Origin of the sequence: Paraburkholderia sp. UCT70 (assembly GCF_050434085.1) — a bacterium.
Lineage (GTDB): Bacteria > Pseudomonadota > Gammaproteobacteria > Burkholderiales > Burkholderiaceae > Paraburkholderia > Paraburkholderia tuberum.
In genome coordinates, this window is record NZ_JBNPVZ010000001.1 from 97,236 (window position 1) to 122,131 (window position 24,896).

General features: G+C 59.7%; 24 protein-coding genes and 7 pseudogenes. 26 read left to right on the forward strand and 5 right to left on the reverse strand.

Going from position 1 to position 24,896, the window contains the following annotated elements:
* Positions 1–80 precede the first annotated feature (80 nt).
* From OKW41_RS00515 to OKW41_RS00575, 13 genes and pseudogenes are all read left to right on the forward strand, one after another.
* Positions 81–865, forward strand: a pseudogene (locus OKW41_RS00515) (aminotransferase class V-fold PLP-dependent enzyme); the annotation flags it as partial.
* A 12-nt stretch (positions 866–877) separates the two neighbouring features.
* Positions 878–991: an iron-sulfur cluster assembly scaffold protein gene (locus tag OKW41_RS00520; protein ID WP_429454482.1), complete on the forward strand. Its 114-nt coding sequence runs from the start codon at positions 878–880 to the stop codon at positions 989–991.
* Between the two features lie 66 nt (positions 992–1,057).
* The gene (erpA, locus tag OKW41_RS00525) at positions 1,058–1,432 is read left to right on the forward strand and encodes an iron-sulfur cluster insertion protein ErpA (RefSeq protein ID WP_429450623.1); all 375 of its coding nucleotides are present in this window, start codon (positions 1,058–1,060) and stop codon (positions 1,430–1,432) included.
* A 23-nt stretch (positions 1,433–1,455) separates the two neighbouring features.
* Positions 1,456–1,608 (forward strand): annotated as a pseudogene (locus OKW41_RS00530) (2Fe-2S ferredoxin); the annotation flags it as partial.
* 395 nt (positions 1,609–2,003) lie between these two features.
* Entirely contained in the window at positions 2,004–3,140 is a 1,137-nt protein-coding gene (nifV, locus tag OKW41_RS00535) for a homocitrate synthase (RefSeq protein ID WP_429571171.1), read from the forward strand.
* The gene (locus tag OKW41_RS00540; RefSeq protein WP_429571172.1) at positions 3,137–3,289 is read left to right on the forward strand and encodes a hypothetical protein; all 153 of its coding nucleotides are present in this window, start codon (positions 3,137–3,139) and stop codon (positions 3,287–3,289) included. The genes nifV (OKW41_RS00535) and OKW41_RS00540 overlap by 4 nt, the downstream gene beginning before the upstream one ends.
* 5 nt (positions 3,290–3,294) lie before the next feature.
* Positions 3,295–3,633, forward strand: a complete 339-nt coding sequence (gene nifW, locus OKW41_RS00545; RefSeq protein ID WP_429571173.1) for a nitrogenase stabilizing/protective protein NifW — start codon at positions 3,295–3,297, stop codon at positions 3,631–3,633.
* 34 nt (positions 3,634–3,667) lie between these two features.
* Positions 3,668–4,516, forward strand: coding sequence for an electron transfer flavoprotein subunit beta/FixA family protein (locus OKW41_RS00550; RefSeq protein ID WP_429571421.1), 849 nt, complete (start codon positions 3,668–3,670; stop codon positions 4,514–4,516).
* On the forward strand, positions 4,513–5,616 hold the full coding sequence (locus OKW41_RS00555) for an electron transfer flavoprotein subunit alpha/FixB family protein (protein ID WP_429571174.1): 1,104 nt from the start codon (positions 4,513–4,515) through the stop codon (positions 5,614–5,616). The genes OKW41_RS00550 and OKW41_RS00555 overlap by 4 nt, the downstream gene beginning before the upstream one ends.
* A gap of 11 nt (positions 5,617–5,627) precedes the next feature.
* Positions 5,628–6,938 carry an FAD-dependent oxidoreductase gene (locus tag OKW41_RS00560; RefSeq protein ID WP_429465814.1) on the forward strand — a complete coding sequence of 437 codons (1,311 nt, stop codon included), beginning with the start codon at positions 5,628–5,630 and terminating at the stop codon, positions 6,936–6,938.
* Positions 6,935–7,234, forward strand: a complete 300-nt coding sequence (locus tag OKW41_RS00565; protein WP_018423212.1) for a ferredoxin family protein — start codon at positions 6,935–6,937, stop codon at positions 7,232–7,234. Before OKW41_RS00560 ends, OKW41_RS00565 begins: the two co-directional genes overlap by 4 nt.
* Before the next feature lie 36 nt (positions 7,235–7,270).
* Complete coding sequence (locus OKW41_RS00570) at positions 7,271–7,567, forward strand: (2Fe-2S) ferredoxin domain-containing protein (protein WP_429571175.1); 297 nt, start codon at positions 7,271–7,273, stop codon at positions 7,565–7,567.
* Positions 7,564–8,151, forward strand: coding sequence for a hypothetical protein (locus OKW41_RS00575; RefSeq protein WP_429571176.1), 588 nt, complete (start codon positions 7,564–7,566; stop codon positions 8,149–8,151). Before OKW41_RS00570 ends, OKW41_RS00575 begins: the two co-directional genes overlap by 4 nt.
* 212 nt (positions 8,152–8,363) lie before the next feature.
* On the opposite strand, the gene nifA is transcribed toward OKW41_RS00575, so the two are convergent.
* Both nifA and OKW41_RS00585 read right to left on the reverse strand, forming a co-directional pair.
* The gene (gene nifA, locus OKW41_RS00580) at positions 8,364–10,202 is read right to left on the reverse strand and encodes a nif-specific transcriptional activator NifA (protein WP_429571177.1); all 1,839 of its coding nucleotides are present in this window, start codon (positions 10,200–10,202) and stop codon (positions 8,364–8,366) included.
* Positions 10,203–10,709: 507 nt separating this feature from the next.
* Positions 10,710–11,241, reverse strand: a pseudogene (locus OKW41_RS00585) (transposase); the annotation flags it as partial.
* A gap of 328 nt (positions 11,242–11,569) precedes the next feature.
* On the opposite strand from OKW41_RS00585, the pseudogene OKW41_RS00590 reads away from it, so the two are divergent.
* Positions 11,570–11,881 (forward strand): annotated as a pseudogene (locus OKW41_RS00590) (IS3 family transposase); the annotation flags it as partial.
* Between the two features lie 133 nt (positions 11,882–12,014).
* On the opposite strand, the pseudogene OKW41_RS00595 reads toward OKW41_RS00590, so the two are convergent.
* Positions 12,015–12,185, reverse strand: a pseudogene (locus tag OKW41_RS00595) (LysR family transcriptional regulator); the annotation flags it as partial.
* Between the two features lie 141 nt (positions 12,186–12,326).
* On the opposite strand from OKW41_RS00595, the gene OKW41_RS00600 reads away from it, so the two are divergent.
* The 8 genes and pseudogenes from OKW41_RS00600 to OKW41_RS00635 all read left to right on the forward strand — a co-directional run bounded on the left by OKW41_RS00600 (position 12,327) and on the right by OKW41_RS00635 (position 18,161).
* Complete coding sequence (locus tag OKW41_RS00600) at positions 12,327–12,569, forward strand: hypothetical protein (protein WP_429553397.1); 243 nt, start codon at positions 12,327–12,329, stop codon at positions 12,567–12,569.
* A 664-nt stretch (positions 12,570–13,233) separates the two neighbouring features.
* Positions 13,234–13,827, forward strand: a complete 594-nt coding sequence (locus OKW41_RS00605) for a NodA family N-acyltransferase (protein ID WP_429571178.1) — start codon at positions 13,234–13,236, stop codon at positions 13,825–13,827.
* A gap of 17 nt (positions 13,828–13,844) precedes the next feature.
* Positions 13,845–14,516, forward strand: a complete 672-nt coding sequence (gene nodB / locus OKW41_RS00610; RefSeq protein ID WP_429571179.1) for a chitooligosaccharide deacetylase NodB — start codon at positions 13,845–13,847, stop codon at positions 14,514–14,516.
* A gap of 391 nt (positions 14,517–14,907) precedes the next feature.
* The gene (locus OKW41_RS00615) at positions 14,908–15,399 is read left to right on the forward strand and encodes a glutamine synthetase (RefSeq protein ID WP_429402229.1); all 492 of its coding nucleotides are present in this window, start codon (positions 14,908–14,910) and stop codon (positions 15,397–15,399) included.
* Positions 15,400–15,541: 142 nt separating this feature from the next.
* A complete protein-coding gene (gene nifV / locus OKW41_RS00620; RefSeq protein WP_429450644.1) occupies positions 15,542–16,678 on the forward strand; it encodes a homocitrate synthase in 1,137 nt (378 codons plus the stop codon).
* 40 nt (positions 16,679–16,718) lie between these two features.
* On the forward strand, positions 16,719–17,024 hold the full coding sequence (locus tag OKW41_RS00625) for a nitrogenase-stabilizing/protective protein NifW (protein ID WP_429450646.1): 306 nt from the start codon (positions 16,719–16,721) through the stop codon (positions 17,022–17,024).
* Positions 17,021–17,503 (forward strand): annotated as a pseudogene (locus OKW41_RS00630) (electron transfer flavoprotein subunit alpha/FixB family protein); the annotation flags it as partial. The gene OKW41_RS00625 and the pseudogene OKW41_RS00630, both read left to right, overlap by 4 nt.
* A gap of 172 nt (positions 17,504–17,675) precedes the next feature.
* Positions 17,676–18,161 (forward strand): hypothetical protein, encoded by a 486-nt coding sequence (locus OKW41_RS00635; RefSeq protein ID WP_429571180.1) that lies wholly within the window; start codon positions 17,676–17,678, stop codon positions 18,159–18,161.
* A gap of 160 nt (positions 18,162–18,321) precedes the next feature.
* On the opposite strand, the gene OKW41_RS00640 is transcribed toward OKW41_RS00635, so the two are convergent.
* Complete coding sequence (locus OKW41_RS00640) at positions 18,322–18,438, reverse strand: nitrogen fixation protein NifQ (RefSeq protein WP_429450648.1); 117 nt, start codon at positions 18,436–18,438, stop codon at positions 18,322–18,324.
* A gap of 41 nt (positions 18,439–18,479) precedes the next feature.
* On the opposite strand from OKW41_RS00640, the pseudogene OKW41_RS00645 reads away from it, so the two are divergent.
* A pseudogene (locus OKW41_RS00645) lies at positions 18,480–18,680 on the forward strand (IS3-like element ISBvi4 family transposase); the annotation flags it as partial.
* Between the two features lie 58 nt (positions 18,681–18,738).
* Here the strand turns inward: OKW41_RS00645 and OKW41_RS00650 are convergent.
* On the reverse strand, positions 18,739–19,686 hold the full coding sequence (locus OKW41_RS00650; protein ID WP_429450649.1) for a LysR family transcriptional regulator: 948 nt from the start codon (positions 19,684–19,686) through the stop codon (positions 18,739–18,741).
* Between the two features lie 514 nt (positions 19,687–20,200).
* Here OKW41_RS00650 and OKW41_RS00655 point away from each other — a divergent pair.
* From OKW41_RS00655 to nodU, 3 genes are all read left to right on the forward strand, one after another.
* Positions 20,201–22,213 (forward strand): carbamoyltransferase family protein, encoded by a 2,013-nt coding sequence (locus tag OKW41_RS00655; RefSeq protein ID WP_429571181.1) that lies wholly within the window; start codon positions 20,201–20,203, stop codon positions 22,211–22,213.
* 192 nt (positions 22,214–22,405) lie between these two features.
* Positions 22,406–23,035, forward strand: coding sequence for a nodulation methyltransferase NodS (nodS, locus tag OKW41_RS00660; RefSeq protein ID WP_429571182.1), 630 nt, complete (start codon positions 22,406–22,408; stop codon positions 23,033–23,035).
* A gap of 13 nt (positions 23,036–23,048) precedes the next feature.
* Positions 23,049–24,770, forward strand: coding sequence for a nodulation protein NodU (gene nodU, locus OKW41_RS00665; RefSeq protein ID WP_429571183.1), 1,722 nt, complete (start codon positions 23,049–23,051; stop codon positions 24,768–24,770).
* Positions 24,771–24,896: the final 126 nt, after the last annotated feature.

Genomic DNA, 24,896 nt, shown 5'->3' on the forward strand with positions numbered 1-24,896 from the left:
AAGAGGCCACTAGAGCGTGAAAATCCACTGGCATGGAAGTTGCCCTGAAGGTCGCATTACCCCGCTTTCAGGAGCCTGCGATGTCGGATTTCCAACGCGTCAGTACCGGCCTCCATCCGCGCGGCGCCAACCCGGTCCCTCTGGATCATGCCGCCACCACGCCGGTCGATCCGCGCGTGATCAGACGCATGCTGCCTTACCTGACCATATGTACGGCAATCCTGCCAGCCGTTCGCATGCCTATGACTGGGTCGGCGAAGAAGCGGTGGAACTGGCCCGCGAGCAGGTCAGCTCGCTCGTCAACGCGGACCCGCACGCGATTGTCTGGACCTCCGGAGCGACGGAATCGAACAACCTCGCGATCAAGGGTGCCGCGCACCTTCATCGCGCCAAAGGCAATCCCCTGGCGACGCTCACGACCGAGCACCAGTCGGTGCTCGGCGCGATGCTCGAACTTGATCGCGATGGCTTCGAGGTCACAGTGTTGCCGGTGCAAGAAAGCGGTCTCGTGGACCTCGCCGTGTTCGAAGCAGCGCTCCAGCCGGGCGCCGTGCTTGCGTCGGTGATGTTCGTCAACAACAAGACGGGCGTGATCCAGGACATCGCCGCAATCGGCGCGCCCCGCCGCGCCCGGGGCATCCTGCCGCTCGTGGATACCGCGCAGGCCGCCGGCAAGGTGCCGATCGATCTCGCCGCTTTGCCAGTCGATCTGATGTCGTTCTCGGCTCACAAGATGGACGGCCCCAAAGGCATTGGCGCGCTGTATGTGGGGCTCCGGCCGCGCATGCGGATCGCGTGCCGAATGCACGGCGGCGTCCACGAGCGCGGCATGCGTTCGGGGACGTTGTGCACGCATCAGATCGTCGAGGAACTGCCATTGCCGCCGGTCGAGATCCAATGCTCGGTTCTCGCCGAGGACGCGATCAAGGCGGCCGTGTCTGACTTTCGCTCGCGCCAGACGATTCGAGGCGCAGCAGCCGACGACCTGTAACTCGCCGAGCAACCGACCTGCTCGTCTAACCCGAAGTGAGTCCATTCAAGCCTGAGAGGAACCTCCATGGAAACGCTCACCCAACCGGCTTCCGCCACACCCGGCGTCACGCCCGGCCTACTCGAATTCACGCCTCAGGCCGCTGCGAAAGTGGCCTCGTTGATCGAGGAAGAAGGCAATCCCAACCTGAAGCTGCGGCTGTACGTGTCCGGCGGCGGCTGTTCGGGCTTGCAGTACGGCTTCGCGTTCGACGACCAGGTGGCGGACGACGACATGCAGATCGTCACGGACGGCGTCACGCTGCTAGTCGATTCGATGAGCCAGCAATACCTGCCCGGCGCGCGCATCGACTACGAAGACGGCCTGGAAGGTTCGCGCTTCGTCATTCACAACCCCAATGCGCAGAGCACCTGTGGCTGCGGCAGTTCGTTTTCCGTGTGAGGCAATCATGAAAATCTCACTGACTGGCGCCTCTCGACGACGAGGAGAACAACCAGTTCGACAATGCGTGGGGCCTTGACGTGCAATCGCGTCTCGCGGGCTGCGTGAAGCTGCGCGACGCCGACCTGACGATCGAACTGCCGCCACATACGCGCGACCTCGCGCGTGAGCGTTGAGGGCATGCGTCCTTAGCGCTGTGCGGCCTCTTCAAGCGCCGTAGCGGTCATCGCCGCGAGCGCATAGCCGCGCTGATAGCCGCCGCCTGTCTTTATCTTCCCGGATCGCCGTTCCTATGGATAGCCAATCCTTACAGCGTTTGCATCGCGCCGACCGCGTCCGCACGTCCTGGCTGACCACGCCCATCGCATCGCGCATCGCTTTCTGCAGCGCCGTGTTCATCACTACACCTGGCTGTTCGAAACAGGACATTCGCGACAGGTCTTCGTTGGAACCGCTTCATCACAGCGCAAGCGAACACCGGAAAGCCCCGCGGCAAGCGGCTATTCGCACTAACCGTGCATGGCGCAGTACTTGCGAACCGTATGATCAAATGCCTAAAGGACAACTTCCCGTGTCGAATCCGATCATCAACGACACCACACTGCGCGACGGCGAACAGACCGCTGGCGTCGCATTCACGGTTGCCGAAAAATGCGCGATTGCCGAGGCGCTCTCAAGCGCCGGCGTATCCGAACTGGAGATCGGTATCCCCGCGATGGGTGCCGAGGAAATCGATTGCATCCAGACCATCGTCGCGCTGAATCTCGACGCCGATCTGATGGTGTGGGGCCGCCTCACCGACGCGGACCTGGCGTCGGCCTTGTGCTGCAATCCCGACATCATTCACCTGTCGATTCCCGTGTCCGATATTCACCTTCAACACAAATTGCGCCAGCCGCGCTCGTGGGTGCTCGCGCAGGTGAATCGCGTGATCAGCGCCGCCGTCAAAAGCGGCCGCAAGGTTTCGCTGGGCGCGGAGGATGCCTCGCGCGCGGACCCCTCGTTCCTTGCCGACGTGGCGCGGCACGCGCAACAGTGCGGTGCGCAACGCATCCGCTTTGCGGACACGCTCGGCGTCCTCGATCCTTTTTCGACCTATGAAGCGATTGCGCGATTGCACGACGCGGTCGATCTGGAAATCGAAATCCACGCGCGCAACGACCTCGGGCTCGCGACCGCGAACACCCTTGCCGCACTGCGCGCCGGCGCAACCCACTCCAGCACCACTGTCAATGGTCTCGGCGAACGCGCCGGAAATGCCGCGCTGGAGGAGATCGTGATGGGCGTGCGCCATATCATGGGTCGCAACACCGGCGTCGACACGACCGCGCTGTTGAGCATCTCGCGGCTTGTCGAACGGGCTTCAGGACGCCCGGTCGCGCTGAACAAAAGCATTGTCGGCGCCAGCGTATTCACGCACGAGTCCGGCATCCACACAGACGGGCTCGCGAAGAATGCATCGACCTACGAGAGCTTCGATCCTGCCGAACTCGGTCGCGAACGCTCGGTCGTGCTCGGCAAGCATTCGGGTTCGCAAAGCGTGCGCCGGGCTTATGACGCGCTCGGCCTGGCCGTCAGTGAAAAGCTGCTCGTGCTGCTGCTGACCCGTATCCGCCACCATGCCACCCAACACAAGCAAACGCCCAGCGCCGCCGACCTGTATCGCTTCCTGATCGAGGTGCGCTACACCGTCGGAGAATTGTCATGAGCGGCGCTGTGGTCGGCTTCACGAAGTGCGTCGCGAAACCCGAACAGTCGGGCACGACGACGCCGTGCGCCACCAGCGGCGCCTGCGACAAGTACTTCGCCGAGCCGACGTTCTGTCCACACCTATCCTCATCCGCTTGCAAGGAGTAAACGCGATGGAAAGCTTTGTCCAGCAACTCAAGGCGCTGTCCTCAGCCGAGGACTTCCTGCAGTTCTTCGGCATTCCGTTCGACCAGAAGGTCGTCAACGTGAGTCGACTGCACATCCTCAAGCGCTTCCTTCAGTACATCCAGCAACAGGACGCGCTGCCGGAAGGCGACGAACCCGCCCTGTTCGCGTCATATCACGCGCTGCTGCTGAAGGCTTACGGCGACTTCGTCACCTCCACGCCGGCGCAGGAAAAAGTGTTCAAGGTGTTCCGGGACACAAATGGGCGGCAGCACGTTTCACTCGACAGTCTGCGCGCGTCGCTGCCCGCGCGCACCCTTGCCTGACAGGTGGAGCAAGACCATGCACATCGTTAAGACCATGCACATTGTCGTCTGCATCAAGCAGGTCCCGGACTCGACGCAGATCCGCGTTCATCCGGTCACCAACACGATCATGCGCCAGGGTGTTCCGGCGATCGTCAACCCCTATGACCTGTTTTCACTCGAAGAGGCGCTGCGACTGAAGGACCGCTTCGGCGGCAAGGTCACGTTGCTTTGCATGGGCCCGCCGCAGGCCGAGGAAGCGCTGCGCAAGTGCATCAGCTTCGGCGCGGACGCCGCCGTGCTGCTCACCGACCGTGCATTCGCTGGCGCGGATACGCTCGCTACGTCGTACGCGCTGGCAGCGGGTATCCAGCAGATCGCGAAGGAGCAGGCGGTGGACATCGTGTTCACTGGCAAGCAGACGATCGACGGCGACACCGCGCAAGTCGGCCCCGGTATCGCCAAACGCCTCGGGCTGCAACTGCTGACCTACGTGTCGCGCATCGTCGAGACCGTTCTCGATGCGCGCACGATCACCGTCGAGCGACGCGCCGAGGGCGGCGTGCAGGTGCTCAGGACTGCGCTGCCGTGCCTGATCACAATGCTGGAGAACACCAACGAACTGCGTTTTGCGACGCTGCCCGCGATGATTCATGCGGCCGGCTATCCGGTGCACAAATGGAACTGCGAACAGGCCGGCATCGAAGACCTCAGCAAGATCGGCCTGAAGGGCTCGCCGACAGCGGTCAGAAAAGTCTTTGGACCGACGCCGCGCAGCGAGAAAGCGGAGATGCTCGACCTCGACGCATCGAGTCTGTGCGACGTGTCGGTGAACCTGCTGCAAAAGATCTTCACGCGCCATCCAACCCTGGAAGCTGATCTGCTGATGAAGGAGGGGTCATGAACGCACCCGCCGCCCCCGCGAAGAAACCCGCCGGCCGTGCAGGACGCAACCTCGAACTGCCGGAACACCTGAAGGCCTACAAAGGCGTCTGGGTCTTTATCGAGCACGACCGTGGACACGTGCACAGCGTCTCGTGGGAACTGCTCGGTGAAGCGCGCAAATTGGCCGACACGCTCGGCAGCCGAGTGGGCATCGCGGTGCTCGGCGGCGCGAACGAACCGCTCGAACAGTTCGCCGCAGAAGCCTTCACTTACGGCGCGGACGATGCGTACATCGTCCACGACCCGGTCTTGCAAGGCTATCGCAACGAGCCGTTCACGAAAGGGCTGACCGACCTCGTCAACCGGCATCAGCCTGAGATCCTGCTGCTGGGCGCGACGTCGATGGGCCGCGACCTCGCCGGCTCCGTAGCGACGACCCTGCTGACCGGGCTGACCGCCGATTGCACCGAACTCAACATCGATCCCGCGTCGCGGGCGCTGGCGGCGACGCGCCCCACCTTCGGCGGCTCGCTGTTGTGCACGATCATGACGCTCGCGTACCGTCCGCAGATGGCGACGGTGCGCCCGCGCGTGATGCCGATGCCGCTGCGCGACGCCGAACGCACCGGCAATATCGTCCATGGAACGCTGGGGATGATCGAGACGGACATCGTCACGAGGCTGCTCGACTTTATCCCGGATGCGAGCAGCAACCGGATCAACCTGCCCTATGCCGATGTGATCGTGAGCGGCGGCAAGGGGTTGAAGAACCCGGAGAACTTCCAGCTGGCGTTCGAACTGGCGAACGTGCTCGGCGGCGAAGTGGGTGCGACCCGGCCATGCGTGCAGGCCGGCTGGGTCGAGGGGGAGCGCCAGGTGGGACAGACCGGCAAGACGGTGCGGCCCAAGCTTTACATCGCCGCCGGCATATCCGGCGCGATCCAGCACCGCGTGGGCATGGAGAGCGCAGACGTGATCGTGGCGATCAACACCGACCCGAACGCACCTATCTTCGATTTCGCACACTACGGGATTGTCGGCAATGCGTTGCAAGTGTTGCCCGCGCTGAAGCAGGCTTTTGTGGAGCATTTGACCCGGCGCCGCAAGCAGGCTGCCTGAGGAGAATCACGATGAGAAAACCTTCACAGTTCGATGTGATCGTGGTCGGCGCCGGTCCGTCCGGCAACGCTGCCGCTTACACGATGGCCAAGGCAGGTCTGGAAGTGCTGCAGATCGAGCGGGGCGAATATCCGGGCAGCAAAAACGTTCAGGGTGCGATCCTGTACGCGAAGGCGCTCGAAGAGATCATCCCGGACTTCCGCGACGATGCGCCGCTGGAGCGCCACATCATCGAGCAGCGGATGTGGATGCTCGACGATACGTCGTTTGTCGGTACACATGTGCGCAGCGAGGACTACAACAAGCCGCCCTATAACCGCTACACGATCATCCGCGCGCAGTTCGACAAGTGGTTTTCATCGAAAGTGCGCGAAGCCGGCGCACTGCTGCTCTGCGAGACCACGGTGAAGGAACTGATCATGGACGGCGACCGGGTGGTCGGCGTGCAGTGCGACCGCGAGCACGGCGATGTCTATGCCGACGTGGTGGTGCTCGCCGACGGCGTGAATTCGACGCTCGCGCGCAAGGCGGGCTTTCATGGAGAGATCGGGGCCGGCAACGTTGCGCTCGCCGTCAAGGAGATTCTCTTCATGCCAGAGGAGACGATCCGCCAGCGCTTCAACGTCGGCGAGGACGACGGCGTCGTGATCGAGATGGTCGGCAGGATCACCGACGGCATGATGGGCACTGGCTTCCTCTATACCAACAAGGAATCGCTCACCATAGGCGTGGGCTGCATGCTGAGCGACTTCAAGAAAAACCCCAACCGCACGAGCCCCTACGTGCTCCTCGAAAAGATGAAGCAGCACCCGTCGATCGCACCGCTGATTGCGGGCGGCGAGATGAAGGAGTATTGCGCGCATCTGATTCCCGAAGGCGGTTTTCACGCAATCCCGCAGGTCTACGGCAACGGCTGGATGATCGTTGGCGATTCAGGCGGTTTCGTGAACGCCGCGCACCGAGAAGGATCGAATCTTGCGATGACCACGGGACGCCTCGCCGCCGAAACGGTGATCCACGCGAAAGCCGCGGGCCAAGGATACCGCGCCGGCACGCTCAAGGCCTACAAGGCCGCGCTCGATCAGAGCTTCGTGATGAAAGACCTGCACAAGTACCGCGACATGCCGGCCGTGCTGCACCAGAATCCGCAGTTCTTCACGACCTACCCCGACCTCATGGCGCGCGCCGCGCGCACGATGATCACGGTCGACGGTAAGGACAAGAAAAGCAAGGAGCGCGAGATTTTTTCGAGCTTCCGCACAGCCCGTTCGCTTTCCGGCATCGTGGGTGACGCTTACAAACTCCTGAGGGCCTTCCGATGAGCACCCTACCCGTCAACGTAGAGGAAAAGCTGTTCCAGAACCGTTATCGCGTCGATGCAGGACGGCCGCACGTCCACATCAAGGATGCCGACGTCTGCCAGAGCGAATGCAGCGCGAAGAGTTGCACCTTCGTCTGCCCGGCCTCGTGCTACAAGGCCGAAGGCAACGGCGCGGTGACGCTGATCACCGACGGCTGCCTCGAATGCGGCAGTTGCCGCATCCTCTGTACCGACCACCAGAATATCGAGTGGGACTACCCGCGCGGTGGTCACGGCATCCTGTTCAAGTTCGGTTGAGGAACATCGTCATTGCCAGACCAGAACGACATGTGTTTGCTTGCACCGAGAACCGGCCGCCGCCGCATCCGCGGGGCGCCGGGCGGCAAGGGCTCGACCGCGCTGCTGAAGGCCTTCTGGGCGGAACAGCAGAAACGCCAGGCGCCCGATACCGTCGCGATCACGTATTCGGGCTGCCTCGGCTCGTGCGATCAGGGCGCGCACGTGCTCGTCTATCCCGACGCGGTGCTCTACAGCGGCGTGACGATGGCCGACGCGGAGAAAATCTTCACGCGTCACCTCGAAGGCGGCGAACCGGTGCAGCGCCTCATCCCTGCGGAGACGGTGTGGTGAACCTGCTGTCCGGGGTCGAGTCGACCGAACTGTTCGGCGGCGAGGTGTCGGCCGCCATGCGGCGCCTCATCGAAGGCCTGCACGGCGCGCCGGCCGAGCAGATCGTCGCGGTCCTGTGGAGCGTCACGCTGACCTCTCCGCAAAGCCTTGCCGCCTACTATCTGCTCTACAAGTTCCATGCCGGACGCTGCGAACTCGATGAGGCAGAGCACGCGGCCCATCTGGGACTAATAGCATCTGCGCATGCCGCCGGGTTGAATGAGAACTGGCAGATGGTACAAGCCGGCGACGCGAACTTCCACGCGCCCGGTCCTGCCTGCTTCTGGCTGTTCACGCTAAAGGCGCTCGCCTTCATTGGCCTGCGGCGCGGCGAACGCGAAACCGCCACACAGTTGATCGCACAACTACGGCAACTCGATCCGGCGGATCACCTCGGCTTCGGCGCTGCAACGGTCCGTCTGAGGAGACACACGATGTCCAAACAGCCCGCCATCGCATCGTTGGCCGACGACAATCTGGCAGCCGGCGGCGTGGCAGCAGTCGACCGTGCGCTGAGCGCGACATGGCCAACGAACCGGCGATGACAGCGCCGCGTTCGCACCACCTTAGTCGAGATACGGACCGCCCCCTAAGGTCGGACGTGCTGTTCTCGACGCTTACCGAATTAGCGCCGACACGGGGGCCGCTTCCGATCGTGATCGTGCCAAGGTCCGCCAAATCCAGATTTGACTTGTCCGAGCCATTCGCCTCAGTCGCGATGTCGCGGCCCCGACACGCCGCAAGTCCGACAGTCCTTTCAGAGACGCTTGATCTCGACACCGTATTTCCTCAGCGCGTAGCCAATCTGGCGCGGCGTCAGTCCAAGCAGCCGCGCCGCCTTTGCCTGCACCCAGCCGGATCTTTCCATGGCGGCGATGAGACGCTCGCGGTTGGTCATCTTCGCATCACTTCCGAGGACTGCGCCGCAAGCCGCTAACGGAGCCCGCTCGCTGCCGACAGGCTGGACCGCAGCAACCGCGCCCGACGTCGCAGCCTCAGCCCGCGGCGTAGCGGGCTTCACGGGCACTGGTACGATTGGCCCGGGCTGCAGCGCCATTTCGTCCGATCGGCTCTTCCACAGCATCGCGGACAGGCACTGGCCGTGGCAGCAGGCAAAGTCGTTTCTCACGATCGCTGGTCCCGGCGCCAGGGTCGCGCTCCGCTGCACGCAATTCTCGAGCTCGCGAACATTGCCGGGAAAACCGCAGTTCATCAATACTTCAATCGCGCTCGCATCGAAGGTCAGCGTACGGCCGTTCTCGCTGTTGAAATTCTTGAGAAACTCAACGGCGAGGAGCGGAATATCACTGCGCCTTTCACGCAACGGCGGCAACAGCAAGGGAACCACGCTGATGCGATAATAAAGGTCGGCGCGGAACTCGTTCCTTGCCACCGCCTCTTCCAGGTTTTTATTCGTGGCGGCAATCACGCGAACATCGACCTTAATGGTCTGGTTGCTGCCGACGCGCTCGAATTCTTGCTCCTGCAGGACGCGCAGCAGCTTTGCCTGGAACGAGGCCGATATCTCGCCGATCTCGTCCAGAAACAGCGTCCCCTTGTCGGCGAGCTCGAAGCGCCCCTTGCGCGAATTGAAGGCGCTGGTAAAGGCACCCTTCTCGTGACCGAACAATTCGGATTCCAGCACCGTCTCATGGAGCGCCGCGCAATTGAGCTTGATGAAGGGCCGCTTGGCGCGCGGCGACAGCTCGTGAACGGCCTTGGCGACCAGCTCCTTCCCGGTACCGGATTCGCCGCGCAACAGAACTGTGCTGTTCGATTCGGCTACCACCGCGATCTTCGCGAGCAGCCCGCGCAGCGCCGGGCTGTCGCCAATGATCCCCTCGATCTGAAACTTCTTACGCTCCCCTGCAGGGTGCTTGAGCTCGGACAATGGCTTTTGCAGCCCGTCCTTCCCCGCCATCAGTCGCTCGCGGTCGCTCTTGAAAAAGCGATGCAGCTTCACCGTCTGCCCCACCAGGTTAGCGACCATGGTAAGCAGCGGCACGTCGTAATCGAGCCGGAAGTTCGACCCAAAGTCCAGGATGCGGTCGATGGTCAGCGTGCCTACGACTTTCGCGTCGATGCGAATAGGGACGCCAATGAACGACACTCGCACGTTGTCGGAGGCACCGAGCACGCCCATGTCGGCGGCACTGAAGCCCGAATGCACCGCTATGTTCTCGGCGACGAGCGGCCTGTCCGTCGCCATGATCTGGTCGATTGCCTTCTGCGGCAGGCGCATCCGGTAGTGCTCATCGCTGCCTTCGCTCCAGTCCGCGCCAACGGTAATGTCCGGTACGCCATCATCGTCGAAGAGAGAGATGATACCGAGCCGCATCTGAACAAACGATTGCAGGAGATCAATGACGTTGGCCAACGTGACTTCGAGCCGGTAGGGGGCGGTGAGTACCTTCGATATTTCGAAGATGCCGGTAAGCACGCTCTCGTGCCACTGCACAATAGGGACCGCGTGGTCCGTCTCGGACTTTGAGCTAGGCCTTTCGCGTACGGAAGCGATATGCAGCATGACGACGTCCCCGTTGTGGGGACCGTGCTCCCCGTCACCTTGTTCGGATTTGCGGGCATTGTGTTGCATATCATCCTCGATCTAGCGCCCAATTTCACGGGCTGACTTCAAAAGATAATGCCTTTTCATGGAAGGACGGTGAAACTGTAGTCCCTTGATTTACTTATTTTCTGCGTTTGCGATCTCGCTGTGTGGATTCCGTTAGGAACGCGAGTTCCATTGATGTCGCTCAAATCAACTGCGATTTGTCTACTCCAGGTGAAGCCGATTACAGGTGTCGTCCATCATTGATTGCTGCCTCGGTGCCCGTGAGATAACTCGCCGCATCCGAGCATAGGACGCAGATGATCTATCTTTGTGACCTCTTCGGGCGTGCCCACCCGGCGCAGCGGGATATTTGGCACAAGAAGCGCTTCCGTGTCGGGCGACAAAATGTCCGTCTTGAACTGGCCGAGGACGTATGGAAACTGTTTTCAGATCGTCAGATCCGAGCCTATCGGTCCGATTAATCTGGTTTGATAAGTCATGGCTGCGTTAGCGTAACGTTTCAAGTGCAAAAAAAATCCCCTCCGGGCTCTAGGTGCCAGCCATCCTCACTACCTCTATTGTTTTGGCAACCCCAAGTATCTTCACGACGCGCTTCAGGTTGGTAGGCCAACACCTGTAGACTCATTTCGGTGCTGACCCGTCCGAGCGTTCGGGTCAGGAAGTGTGTGGCCCCCAATCCAGTGCTTCAGCGTGCCGAAGACATGTTCGACAGTGCTTCTGCGGATGGTCATTGCATCAGGCTTGCGCTCTAGCCGACGCTGCATGGCCTCAAGTATATGCTCATGTTCCCATCGTTGAATGCGCCGGTAGTCGCTGGGTGACATCGTTCCTTGAGCGGGCAACGCGGGCAGGCGCTGGGCCAGTAGCCGTCGTACTTGCGCACGTTCTGGCCAAGGAAATCGAAACCGTCTGCAATGTTCGTGATCCGGGTCTTCTCTTCCGAGCGCTCCAGACCTTGAGCGGCCATAAACTGCCTGACCGCCGGAAGCACCTCGAATTCGAGCACTTCTTTCGACATACCGGTCACAATAAAGTCATCGGCGTAGCGAACGACGTTGAGTTGGGCCTTGCTACGCGCGGGGCTTAGACGCTCCCACGCTTGCATAAACTGCTGCCTCAAGTCCATCCAACGCCATGCTGCCGGTTACAACCTGCGCTGGTTGGTGCGCGCCATCATCCGTCAGGGCCTGGGGCCTGTATTTTTTATCCTCGCGGTGCTGCATTGACTCGCCAATGTCACGCTGCAGCCGAGCGCTTGCTCGGCACAACCGCTTTCGATGGGCTGACTCCTGTTCGCCGACAGGCGCACCCATGGCTTGGCTCGCTACCGCAATCTGAATTTGCAGGACCGACTATCTACCGGCACTATGTCTTTGATTTGTGAGCGATGGCGGCGTCACCGCGCGCAGCAGGGGGCCCGGCTTGAGGTGGAGATATATGCCGCACATCAGCGCTCCCGCGAGAGTTATGGGGCCGGACGCCTGCAAAGGCACCTCGGAGCGCATGGCTTGCACGTCGGCGTACATCCGATAAAGAGACTGCGTCGCAAGCACGGGTTGCGTTGCAACCAGAAACGCAAATTCAAGGCAACAACCAGATTGACACACGGCTTGCCGGTCGCGCCGAACCTGCTCGATCAGGCGTTTGCCGTCACCGTGCCGAATCAGGCCTGGTGTGGCGATATACGTTATATCGCCACAACGCCCTCGAAACCCCACAAATCCATGACGCAAAAACCTTGCTGAAAGATGCCATTTTCTAACTTGGGTGGATTGGTCTTCGCGCGGTCTCACGCGGAGGAACCATGCGTGACGCCTCCTGCAATATTATCTCCCCCCTCATCGTAAATAGTTCATCGCGGAAATAGGCGCGTAGCCGGGCGACGGCCGCACTCATGGCCGGCTGGCTCAGGTTGATGCTGCGTGCCGCCGCGGTGAGATTACGCTCAGTCATCAGAGCATCGAGCACGACGAGCAGATTTAGATCGAGGCCCTTGAAACGCATGATCCCAACTTATCCATAGTGTGGATGCGTTCCATCAAAACAATCGATTTTACGAAATGTACTGCATGGAGGATAGTGTTCCTGGTAAATCCATTTCAATTTCGCAAACCTGCTGGCGCCTTCGTCGTGCCGGGGTAGCGGATGAAGTGTGTCGTAGAACTGAGCGAAGCCGAGGAAATGACGTTGCAGCAGTTGTCGATCAATCACATGCATCGGGACACGCGCACGCGAGCGGCGGCCCTGTCGCTGCTCGGACACAGGATCAAGCGCAAGCTCACCGCCGAGCAACTCGGCGTGAGCGGGCAGTCGATCTGTGACTGGCTCACGCATGGCGCAACAGCGGCGTGTCCGGCCCGATGGGCGGCCATAACGGTGGGCACATAAAGCAACACTGGCGACGCTTCATCACCTGGACGAAGGAAATCGCAGATCCCGAACTCGCTGAACTTTCTCGGCGGATGCGGCACCAAATTTCAAGTCAATTTCTCGTGGACGCTCTCATGAATACGGTAGCAAAACGTCGGGCCGGAGATCGCGCCGACACGACGCGACAAGCGTCTGGTAGGTCGCGTAGGCGCTTACTACCGGCAAAACTTCGCATAGTTCTCCAAACCCTTTCTATATCGGCCGCTTACCTTCGTACAGTTGAGGCAACCCTCGACTTCGGCTGGGCTTCGCGACGAATTGGGAGCAGCCGATTGCAGGTGCCAAATGCTTCAGCGACCCGGCCAAATGGATCTCGTGTCAATCGCGGTCAGATCGTGCGGAAGATGCGGGGGAAGTCTTTGGTAGATCCGGTGCGAAAGGCACGCGCACTCGATGTAATCTCCATCGCGGAAGAGGTTCAATCGGTCCGTGAAGCGTTGACGGAAATACTCTTTTCTTCGGGCTTCATCCCGGAACTGTTCCAGAGTGCAGATGATTTCTTGAAATCGAACCGCTTTCTCAGCAAGTCCTTCGCGTGCGTCAGGTCCACCCTCAAAGGCCGGACGGCGCATAGGAGGCAGTCGTGAATTTGGCCGTGTCCACAGCTAGAGGACCTCTCTCCATGCGCTCTCAGGTGCGGTGGAGGCTGGTTTGGGAAAATGAGTTGCGACTCGCCGACCACATCGAACTGTCCGAGTTCTTCCGAAAGACCTACGGACCGACCGGGGTGTTTAATGCAAAACCATTCGAAGGCAATCACAGTTGGGCTGGTGCGAGGCCAGAGGTCCGTGTAATCGGCTACGACGCGCGCGGCGTAGCGGCTCATATCGGCGCACTGCGTCGTTTCATCAAGGTTGGCGCAGTCGATCTACTAGTGGCCGAACTAGGATTGTACGCGGTACGTCCGGATCTTGAGGGACTCGGAATCCCTCATTTAATGCGCGTGATGTATCCCGTGTTGCAGGAACTTGGCGCTCCATTCGGCTTCGGCACGGTTCGACACGCGTTGCGGCAACATATTGCAAGGCTGCTCGGCCGACCCGGTCTGGCGACTATTGTATCTGGAGTTCGCGTGAGGTCGACCCTTCGAGAAGTGCATCTCGACACGCCGCCCACGCGCACCGAGGACGTACTCATTGTCGTCTTACCGATTGGACGGTCAATGAGCGATTGGCCGACCGGAACGATAATTGATCGGAACGGGCCAGAGCTGTGAGGCACTGCTTATCCGAAGTGCGCAGCGAGTGCGCTGACACCACCGGACGTCGCTGCGTTTATTTGACGTTTGACGACGGCCCTAATCCACTTTGCACACCGGACGTCCTCGATGTGCTGGCGGAACACCGGGTGCCAGCGACTTTCTGCGTCATCGGCGCGTACGCAGCGGACCAGCCGAAGCTGATCCGACGGATGATCGCAGAAGGGCACGAGGTCGCAAACCACACTATGACTCATCCGGACCTGTCCAGATGCGAACCCACCGAAGTACAACAGGAAATACTAACGGCAAGCAGGGTCATCAGGATGGCGAGCCCGCATGCTTCGCTGCGGTATATGCGTGCCCCGTATGGCATCTGGACCGAAGCAGTGCTCACTACGTCAGCGAGCGCTGGTCTGGCGCCCCTCCACTGGTCGGTAGACCCGCGAGACTGGTCTCGTCCCGGCGTGGACGCGATTATCAGCGCAGTGCTGGCCTCTGTCCGCCCGGGTGCAATTGTGCTCTTGCACGACGGATGCCCTCCCGATGAGTTGGGACGATGCACTCACGCTGGTCGGCGCGAGCAGACCCTCATGGCGCTTTCCCTCATGATTCCTGCATTGCATGACCGGGGGTTTGCAATCCGATCGCTTCCTCAACCTAAGCGGACAAACCAGACACCCTATGAACATACTTGTCGCAACTAGCACTGTCGCTGTCTCGTTTTATGGGCTGCTCTCGACTGTCTATAAAAGCACCCAGACGCTTTATGCTCAGCCGACAAACGTGTCATCGCTGTCGGACGGCCTGATCGACTCCGACACTCTGCCGGGCGTGGATGTCATCGTTCCCTGCTTCAACGAGGACCCGCGCGCGCTCTCGGCATGCCTGGAGTCCATCGCACTCCCAAAGCATCTAGATGACGCTCGTGCTTTCCGTTGAGAATCTAGCAGTTGGTTTCTAAAATCCCTTACCGACTAACGATTTGTGCATCCGTCGACTCCGTGAAACCTGGGAGCTTCTGAGCCTTACCGCAATCAGGTCGGCACTGGCCCACCGCCAGATTTTGCACGGACAGGAAGATTCCCCTGTGAAACGTTGCCCGCGCGGCAAAGCGTTCGTACCGCATCCACATATAAACGTCTCAATCTGATGCACCATTACCTTGGGGGCCTGCAGAAATATTCGAAGGACATCACCCTCTTTCTGGCGCCCCACATCAACTCCTACAAGCGATTCCAGATCGGTACGTTTCCGCCGACCAAGGTCGCATGGAGCCAAGACAATCGGACGGTCGGTTTCCGCCTTTACGGCGAAGGCTCGGACGCCGTCCGCGTTGAGTGCCGCATTGGCGGTGCGGATCTGAATCCGTATCCCGCTTTTGCGGCCCTGATCGCGGCGGGGCTTGCGGGCATCGACGAGAAGCTGGCATTGCCAGACCCGCTTGTCGGCGACGCTTATCGGGATGCCGATCTATCGGAAATTCCGAAAACGCTGCGGGACGCCACCGACATCAGTTCGACATTCTGTCCGCTAGCGGATGGAACCGATCGAGCCACCTCCAGCGCGGCCGCATTGTCCGGAACGTAACATTCGCGACACGAACAATCGGACGATGCACCGCCATAACCCGACATTGTGCCGGTCAACATCCCGCAAATTGTGCTCCGACTGTAGATGCTCGCTTGGCACAACGCTTGCGATCCATCGCCGACAACTCAAGAGACCTGACATGCTCAATCCGATCATCAATGACACGACACTTCGTGACGGCGAGCAGACCGCCGGCGTCGCGTTTCGCACCGAGGAAAAATGCGCGATCGCCGCCGCACTGTCGCAAGCCGGCGTGGCCGAACTCGAAATCGGAATTCCTGCCATGGGCGAAGACGAAATGGCGTGCATCGCTGCAATCGTCGACCTGAACCTCGACGCCCGCCTGATGGTTTGGGGGCGCCTCACCGACGAGGATCTCACCGCGGCATTGCGCTGCGATGCCGATATCGTTCATCTCTCGGTTCCCGTTTCGGATATTCATTTGCAACACAAGCTGCGGCAGTCGCGCAGTTGGGTACTGGCGCAGATCGCACGCGTCGTCGGCGAGGCAGCGAAAAACCATCCCAAGATTTCCCTCGGCATGGAAGACGCCTCGCGCGCGGATCCCTCATTTCTCATAGAAGTGGCTCAATGCGCGCAGCAGCATGGAGCCCAGCGCGTGCGCTTTGCCGACACTGTCGGTATCCTGGACCCCTTTAAGACCTTCTACGCCATTGCAGCGCTGCGCGTCGCCGTCGATCTGGAGATCGAAATCCATGCGCACGACGATCTCGGGCTCGCCACAGCCAACACACTGGCCGCCCTTGGGGCCGGCGCGACCCATGCGAGCACCACCGTCAACGGGTTGGGTGAGCGCGCCGGCAATGCAGCGCTGGAAGAAGTCGTGATGGGCGCGCGGCACCTGCTGCGACGAGACACTGGCGTCGACACCAGAGCGCTGCCCGACATTTCGTCGCTGGTCGAACAAGCCTCAGGCCGCGCAGTTTCCTTCCACAAGAGCATCATCGGTAGGAGCATCTTTACTCACGAGTCGGGCATTCACACCGACGGCCTCGCGAAGCACCCCACGACCTACGAGGGATTCGATCCAGCAGAGCTCGGCCGGCAACGGTCGACGATACTCGGGAAACATTCTGGATCTCAAAGTGTGCGTGAGGCCTACGACGCTCTAGGCGTGAGGGTGTCGGAGCGGCTCATCCCGCTCCTGCTTGCGCGCATCCGCTCTTTCGTCACGCAGTACAAGCAGGCGCCGAATGCAAGCGATCTGCTCCGCTTCCTGACCCAAGCCCACAGCACGCGGGTGAAGGTGTCGTGAGTGTGGATGGCGGCCAAACTTGTCCAATAGAAGTAACGACATGCAAGAAGTTATCGAACAACTGCGTCACCTGTCGTCGGCCGAGGATTTCCTGCGATTCTTCGACATCGCATTCGACGAGAAGGTGGTGAACGTGAGCCGCCTGCCCATCCTCAAGCGCTTCTTTCAGTATATCGAGCAACAGAAAGAACTGCCGCGTAACAACTCGACGGCCGTGCTCGCCGTCTATCGATGCTTACTGCAGAAGGCCTACAACGACTTCGTTGTCTCGCTGAAACTCGTGCACAAGATATTCGCTCGCCATCCGACATTGGAGGCGGACCTGTTGATGAAGAGGGCCCCATGAACTCGCCCGCTGCCTCGGAAAAGAAGCCGGCCGCGCCGGTCAAACGGGCCGCCGGCCGTAACCTCAATCTGCCCGAACATCTGAAAGCCTACCAGGGCGTCTGGGTCTTTCTCGAGCACGACCGCGGCCACGTGCATAGCGTGTCGTGGGCGCTGCTCGGTGAGGCGCACAAGCTCGCCGACAAACTCGGCAGTCGTGTCGCTGTGGCCGTGCTCGGCGGTACCGACGAGCCGCCTGAGCAGTTTGCCAGTGAGGCGTTCAGTTTCGGCGCGGACGAAGCGTATGTGATTCACGACACTGTGTCGCTCGGCCATCGCAACGAACCGTTCACGAAGGGGCTGACCGACCTGGTCAACAAGTACCGCCCCGAGATTCTGCTGCTCGGTGCAACCTCGATGGCCCGGGATCTCGCCGGATCTGTCGCAACGACGCTCTTGACCGGCCTCACCGCCGACTGCACTGAGCTGAACATTGACCCGTAGTTGCCGCATTCTGTGCACGGACCATCACAACCTCGAATGGGCGTGTCCGCGCGGCGGGCATCGCATCCAGTTCAGGTTCGCGTAGACAAACACATCCATCGTCACATCGGCTTCCGAGCGCCGCAAAAGCGGCCGGACGCCTCACCACTCACCATATCGGAGCAAATTGATGAATCTCATTACTGGTATCGAATCGACTGATCTCTTCGGCGGCAACGTTCCCTCCCCCGTGCTACAGTTGATCGAGAGAACCTGCGGCGGCAGCAATGACGATGTGGCCGCCGCGTTGTGGACTGCGGTCCTGTCGTACCCGCGCTGCCTGCCACCCTACTATCTGCTGTATAAGTTCCATGCGAACCGGGGTGAACTTGGCGAGGCGCAGGAGGTCGCGACCAAGGCTTTGGCGGTCGCCGCCCGGCAAGCGTCGCTCGACAGCGACTGGTGTGCGGTACAGCCGGGCGACACCGACTTCACCATTCCTGGTCCGGGCCGCTTCTGGCTCTTCACACTGAAGGCGCTCGCGTTCATCAGCGTGCGGCGCGGTGAGCGCGCCGTTGCACTGAAGCTGATCGCCAAGCTGCGCAGGCTGGACCCGATCGATTGCATAGGCTTGGACGTCGTGGAAGCCTTGCTCGCACAGTCCGGATCCCGATAATCGCCGCCGGAAGATCAGCTGACAGATTGACAATATGTCCCCGGCATGGCTATGGCAGAACTCCATTGCAGTTCATCGCGATCGTTTCAGTAGTCAAAGGCGACGCTCACCGCACACTTCGCGCGGGCGCGCACGCTGGGCTACCTAGACAGCCAGATCTTCATTCTGGCCCGAAGCAATTCGCGAAATCGGCACAATCGCCGCAGTTTGAAGCCTTGCAGATAATCAACGCCTCGCGCTCGCACACGCGCTTGTAGAGGAATTTTCTCCACTTCATGCCGTGGACGTTTTTTCAGCGAGCCGTGGAAACCGGTAGCCCAGCGGTGCCGACAATTCGGCGTACATCCGATAAAGAGACTGCGTCGCAAGCAGGGGTTGCGTTGCAACCAGAAACGCGAATCAAGGCAACAACCCAAATTGACACACGGCTTGCCGGTCGCGCCGAACCTGCTCGATCAGGCGTTTGCCGTCACCGCGCCGAATGAGGCCTGGTGTGGCGATATACGTTATATCGCCACAAGACCCTCGAAACCCCACAAATCCATGCCGCAAAAACCTTGCTGAAAGATCCCATTTCCTAACTTGGCTGGATTGGTCTTCGCGTGGTCTTAGGCGGAGGAATCATGCGTGACGCCTCCTGCAATATTATCTCCAGCATCCAATTGCTTGCCGGATCACTGTTGTGAAGGGCAGACCATTGGACGGCCTCGGTGAATGTGGGACGTGGCAGCGGAAGTTCGACGATCCGCAGAGGCATCGTTTTTTCGAAATACTTGACCAGCCTTAAGGGCATCGTCCCTATACGGTCAGTGTTTAATAGCATAGGCGGGATCATGCTAAAGCTCGGCACGATGACCTCGTCCCGTCTCTTGAGACCGTGCTGAAGCAAAAACCATTCCTCGATGGAGGGCTGCCGCGCACGCCCGAACTTGACCACAACGTGCCCCATCGACATATATCTCTCGAATGTGAGTTGCCCTGATAGCTGCTGGTTCGTGCGGCAGCCTACGCACACGAGCGTCTCCTCGAACAGCTTCGCTTTAGGGTGCGCGCTCGACATGAAAAATTCCGGCAAGATAAGAAAATCGGCTTCGCCGCGCCGGAGAACCTCATCGGGGTCATCGGCAAGTGGCAGCAATTCGAAACTGACGGCGGGAGCTTCCCGTGCAATACGCTCCACGATCTTTCGAAAAAATACGACTGTCATGAAATCGGAAAGAATGATCCTGAAGCGGCGATCCGATTTGGCTGGGTTGAACACGTCCTGGGAAATAACGGAGAGCTGGATGTGCACCAGAGCCTCCCGGACTGGAGCAGCGAGCCCTTCTGCACGCGGTGTTGGGACAAGTTCCCGGCCCCTCATCGTAAATAGTTCGTCGCAGAAATAGGCGCGTAGCCTGGCGACGGCCGCGCTCATGGCCGGCTGGCTCAGGTTGATGCTGCGTGCCGCCGCAGTGAGGTTACGCTCGGTCATCAGAGCATCGAGCGCGACGAGGAGATTTAGATCGAGGCCCTTGAAACGCATGATCCCAACTTATCCATAGTGTGGATGTGTTCCATCAAGACAAACGATTTTACGAATTGTACGGCATGGAGGATAGTGTTCCTGGTAAATCCGATTGAATTTCGCAAACCTGCTGGCACCTTCGTGGTGCCGGGTAGTGGATGAAGTGTGTCGTAGAACTGAGCAAAGCCGAGGAAATGACGTTGCAGCAGTTGTCGATCAATCACATGCATCGGGAGCCATCCTCCCGAACCCGCCGCATGTTTGGCAACGATTGGGGATTTCCTCGGGGTTCCAGCGCTTCAGCTTTCTGGTCGCGCCATCCTTCGTCGCCAAGAAACGCGACCCTGGACCAAACGGTACAGAATTTTCATGAATTGCGGCGCCATTTTGCAGACGGACCCTACGCGAGATTCTTTGGGGCTGGTGACGTCTGACCGGTGTTCGCAGCGGCGAGCGATACCCTACCTTACCTATGTGGTAGGGGTTCGAGTCTTGCCAATAGGGGCTTCCTACCACGATGAAGGAGAGAAACATGCTGTGCTTAGGAGTGAGCGGCGGGCTAGACAAAGTTCATGAAAATTCACTCGAACTGCCGAACACATTTCTGCACGACGGCGCTGCGGTGCTTGTCCGGGACGGACGCGTAATAGCGGCCGTCGAAGAGGAGCGCCTCAACCGGATCAAGCACTCTAACAAGTTCCCGAGCAGTTCAATTCAATACTGCCTCGCATCCGCAGGGATTCAGCTCAGCGATATCGACCACATCGCGTTTTACGCTACCGAGGCCTATTGCAACGTTATGCTCGAACGCCTGTTCCTGTCCCAGCCGAACATCTCCATTCCGGTGGATGCCAAGCTGTTTCTGCGTAACTTACTAATGCGGGAATTCGGTACCGAGGTCGATCCTTCGCGAGTCTCATTCGTGAGTCACCATCTGGCGCATGCCGTGAGCGCGTTTGCGATGTCTGGATTCGAGCAAAGTCTGATCCTCGCGGTCGATGGCGGCGGTGATTTCCTCTCGGGGCTCTTGGCGCTCGGATCTGGAACCGAAATTACGCAACTCGCGACTTTCGCAGAGAATAATTCTCTAGGGCTGTTTTATCTCGAAACAATCCGGTATCTCGGTTACGGCTTGTTCGACGAATACAAGGTCATGGGGCTTGCACCTTATGGGGATCCCGCTCCCTATCGCGGGCTCTTCGAGCAATTCTATCAACTGTCCGCCAACGGTGAGTACCGCCTCTACCTGGACCGCATCGGTCCGACGTTGCTCCGCAGCATCCAGGTCCGGCGAAAGGGAATGCCATTCACACAGCAGCATCGAGATGTGGGTGCTTCATTGCAGGAAGCGCTGGAGCGGATCGTGTTTCACATTCTCCGCCATCATCGCGAGGTCACCGGTATGAAGCGGCTGTGTATAGCCGGAGGAGTAGCTCATAACTGCACCATGAACGGTAAGCTGCTGTATTCGGGACTTTTCGAAGACATCTTCGTGCAGCCCGCAGCGCACGACGCAGGTTGCGCACTAGGCGCTGCCCTTATGATGTCAAACGACTTCGGTCGGCCCCCGCCGCGTGAGCGATTGCAGGACGTTTATTGGGGGCCCGATATTGGGCGCGATCTAGTCGTGGAGCAAGAATTGAATGCGTGGGCCGGACACCTCGACGTTGAACGCAGTGATGACGTGGCAGGCAGAGCAGCCGACTGGATGGCCAATGGCGCCGTGATCGGCTGGGTGCAGGGTCGTTCCGAGTTCGGGCCACGCGCGCTGGGCAACCGCAGCATTCTTGCCGATCCCCGGCCGGCCGCAAACAAGGACCGGATCAACGCCATGGTCAAGAAGCGCGAGGGTTACCGACCGTTCGCGCCATCAGTGCTCGAGGACGATGCGCACGAATTTTTTGACCTCCCAGAGGGTACCCGCGAATTCCCTTTTATGAATTTTGTAGTTCGCGTGCGCGACTCCAAGCGTGCCTTGCTCGGCGCCATCACGCACATTGACGGTACAGCGCGGCTGCAAACAGTATCGCGCAAGACCAATCCCGCCTACTGGGACGTTATTAATGCGTTCAAGAAGCGCACAGGAATCCCAATTCTGCTCAATACTTCCTTTAATAACAACGCTGAGCCGATCGTAGATTCAGTTGCAGACGCGATTGCCACATTTCTGACGACAGAGCTGGATGGACTTGTGGTCGGGCCGTTCCTCGTCAAAAAGCGGCCCGCAACGCAGGAACATTGGACTGCGCTCGCGGTTTCACTGCCGCCCTATGCATCGCTCTATCGAGTCCGCGCTCACACAGCGCGGGATCGTCAGGAGACGGTGTGCGAAATTCGCACCGGCGGCTCCAACTGTGACAGTGTGCGTATTTCACATGAGTTGTTCGATCTGCTGATGCGGATCGAAGGCGAAGCCGTACTCGGACATCTTCTCGATACGATTACGCCTGAGCAGACTCGACGTGAAGCCCTCGTCGAGGAGCTGCGCGGATTGTGGGAACAGCGTCGGGTTCGGCTACATCCCTCACGGGCGTTGTCACGGTAACGACGCCCTTCCAATGAGTGGCTGAAGATCTGAAACTAGGTAACAGCGCTCGCGAGCTATTTTTCTAGAACGTTAAACAATAGTGTTTGGCCGCCGTGTAGTTCTTATACCAACACGCCGGTGTCCAACGGAGCACCAGTCCCGGCCCAAGGTCCGGACACTTGCAGCGGCGCACCATAAAGGTAGGCGGAATTGACACATCAAACGAACTTCGAATTGCTGCGTCGGGAATTGGACGCAGACGATCCATGGCGGCTCGACAGCAATCCCTTTGAGCACGAGCGCCACAGGCAAATGCTTCGGATGGCACTTTCGCAGGGATCCGTCACAAATGCGCTCGAAGTCGGATGCGCAGGCGGAGCCTTCACGGAAATATTGGCACCGCACTGCCAACGGCTCACCGTGATCGATATCGTGCCACACGCAATTGCTAGGACACGCGAACGGATGATGGACCCACCACACATCAATTGGATCGTCTCCGATGTCCAGCATTTTTCGACTGAGCAACAGTTCGATCTGGTCGTGGTGGCGGAGGTTCTCTATTACCTCGACGGCAGCGCCGAGGTGCGCGCGGCTGTCCGCAATTTAGCACGGATGCTTGCGCCCGGTGGACAGCTGGTTTTTGGATCGGCACGCGACGCCAATTGCCGGCGATGGGGCCACATTGCCGGAGCCGAGACGGTCATAGCCATCCTGGAAGAAGAGCTGGTTGAAATCGATCGTTTGAGTTGCGTCGGTCAGTCGTTGAATGAAGACTGTCTGCTCGCCTGTTTTCGAAACGCGGCTTCGCCTTCGTGCGGACCAACTTACCAGCGTTAGGCCGGGAGATATTATGCGCATCTGTGGGATCAAACTGACGCACGACGGAGCGATCGCCCTTGTCGAGGATGGAAAACTGGTTTTTTGCGTGGAGCAGGAAAAGCGAGACAACAATCCGCGGTATCAGGCGATCGACGACCTCGACGCGATCGCGATCGCATTGGCCGAGCATGGTTTCGATGCGCACGATATCGACCAGTTTGTCATCGACGGCTGGGACGGAGTAGTCGAGTCGCAGTTTCGGGTCCTCAGTGGGTCGATTCCCGTCAGCCTGAAAGGGGCCCCTTATGCCGAACGCCGAGCCGATGATCTTCTCGCTTCGCTCGACGGCTCCGGACTGCTTGTCGGCGGCCAGTCCTTTCCTTATAAAAGCTATCCTCACGTGTCAGGCCATGTGGCCTCCGCGTACTGCACCAGTCCCTTTGCCCAAAGCGGGCAACCTGCATTCTGTTTGGTGTGGGATGGTGGCATCGTCCCACGCCTCTACCATGTAGAACGCCACCACGCCCGCCATGTTGACTGCCTGTTCCCCGTGATAGGTCACATCTACGCTGCGGCGGGTCATCACTTTGGTCCTTATAAGAAGCCGGGCGGCGCCCGGTGGGATCTGGGTGTGGCCGGCAAGCTGATGGCTTACATCGCGCTCGGCTCCGTTGACGAAGATATCGTTGAGGTATTTCGCGAGCTTTATCAGGCACGCTTTGCTGGCGACACGAAGTGTGCGCAAGCTTATCGCGAGAACATCCACAGCGCGGACGCGTCACTAGCGGCTGTGGGAGAGTTCTTCGAAGCAAGCGCGCTGCGACTAGAAGCCAAGCCGCCCGAAGACGTACTCGCCTCGTTCCATGTATTCCTCGAGCGTCTTCTCGTTCATGAAATGGGTATCGCGCTGCAGCGCCATTCGATTGCGGGGCCGAAAAATTTGTGCATCGCTGGCGGATGCGGACTCAATATCAAATGGAACAGCGCCCTGCGCGCGAGCGGTTTGTTCGACGCAATCTGGGTGCCGCCGTTTCCCAACGATAGCGGGTCTGCGATTGGCGCCGCGTGTTGCGCGCTGGCAGCCGAGAAGGGCTTCGTGCCGCTGGAATGGTCGGTATATAGCGGACCCGCCTTAAAAGGTTGCCAAGTACCGCCCGGATGGACGGCGTCTACTTGCTCCATTGCAGAACTCGCCGGCATACTCGCCAGTAGCAAGCCCGTCATTTTCCTTGCCGGCCGGGCCGAGCTCGGACCACGAGCATTGGGGGGCAGAAGCATTCTGGCCGCCGCGACTTTGCCCACAATGAAGGATCATCTCAACGACATCAAGTTTCGAGAGCACTTCCGTCCCGTGGCGCCAATTTGCCTTGAGGATCGCGCGCCGACCATTTTTAGCCCGGGGAGCCCTGATCCCTATATGTTGTTCGATCATCAGACGCGCGCGGAATGGCGAGAAAAAATCCCTGCGGTCGTGCATCTTGACGGATCTGCCCGATTGCAGACCATCTCAAGAACTTCCGAGCATCCGGTGGCGCAACTTCTGGTCGAATACGAAAAGCTGACGGGTATTCCGTTGCTCTGCAACACGAGCGCCAACTACCACGGACGAGGTTTCTTCCCGGACGCTGCTTCAGCCTGTGCGTGGGGACGCGTCGAACGTGTGTGGTGCGATGGTTTGTTACTGACCAAGACTGGTCTGTCGCCGTCAGTCGACGAAACACTGTTCGCTACGTCGCCGTTCGAAGATTGCTGACGTTGCAGCTCAGTGGTCAGTACGACGCGGTCAATTGTCCCGGCAGCTCGCTCTATCGCAGCTACGGTCCGAAGACGATCAGTAGGCCGCCCCTGGCTCGATTTTCGCAAGCACTTATCCCGGGCG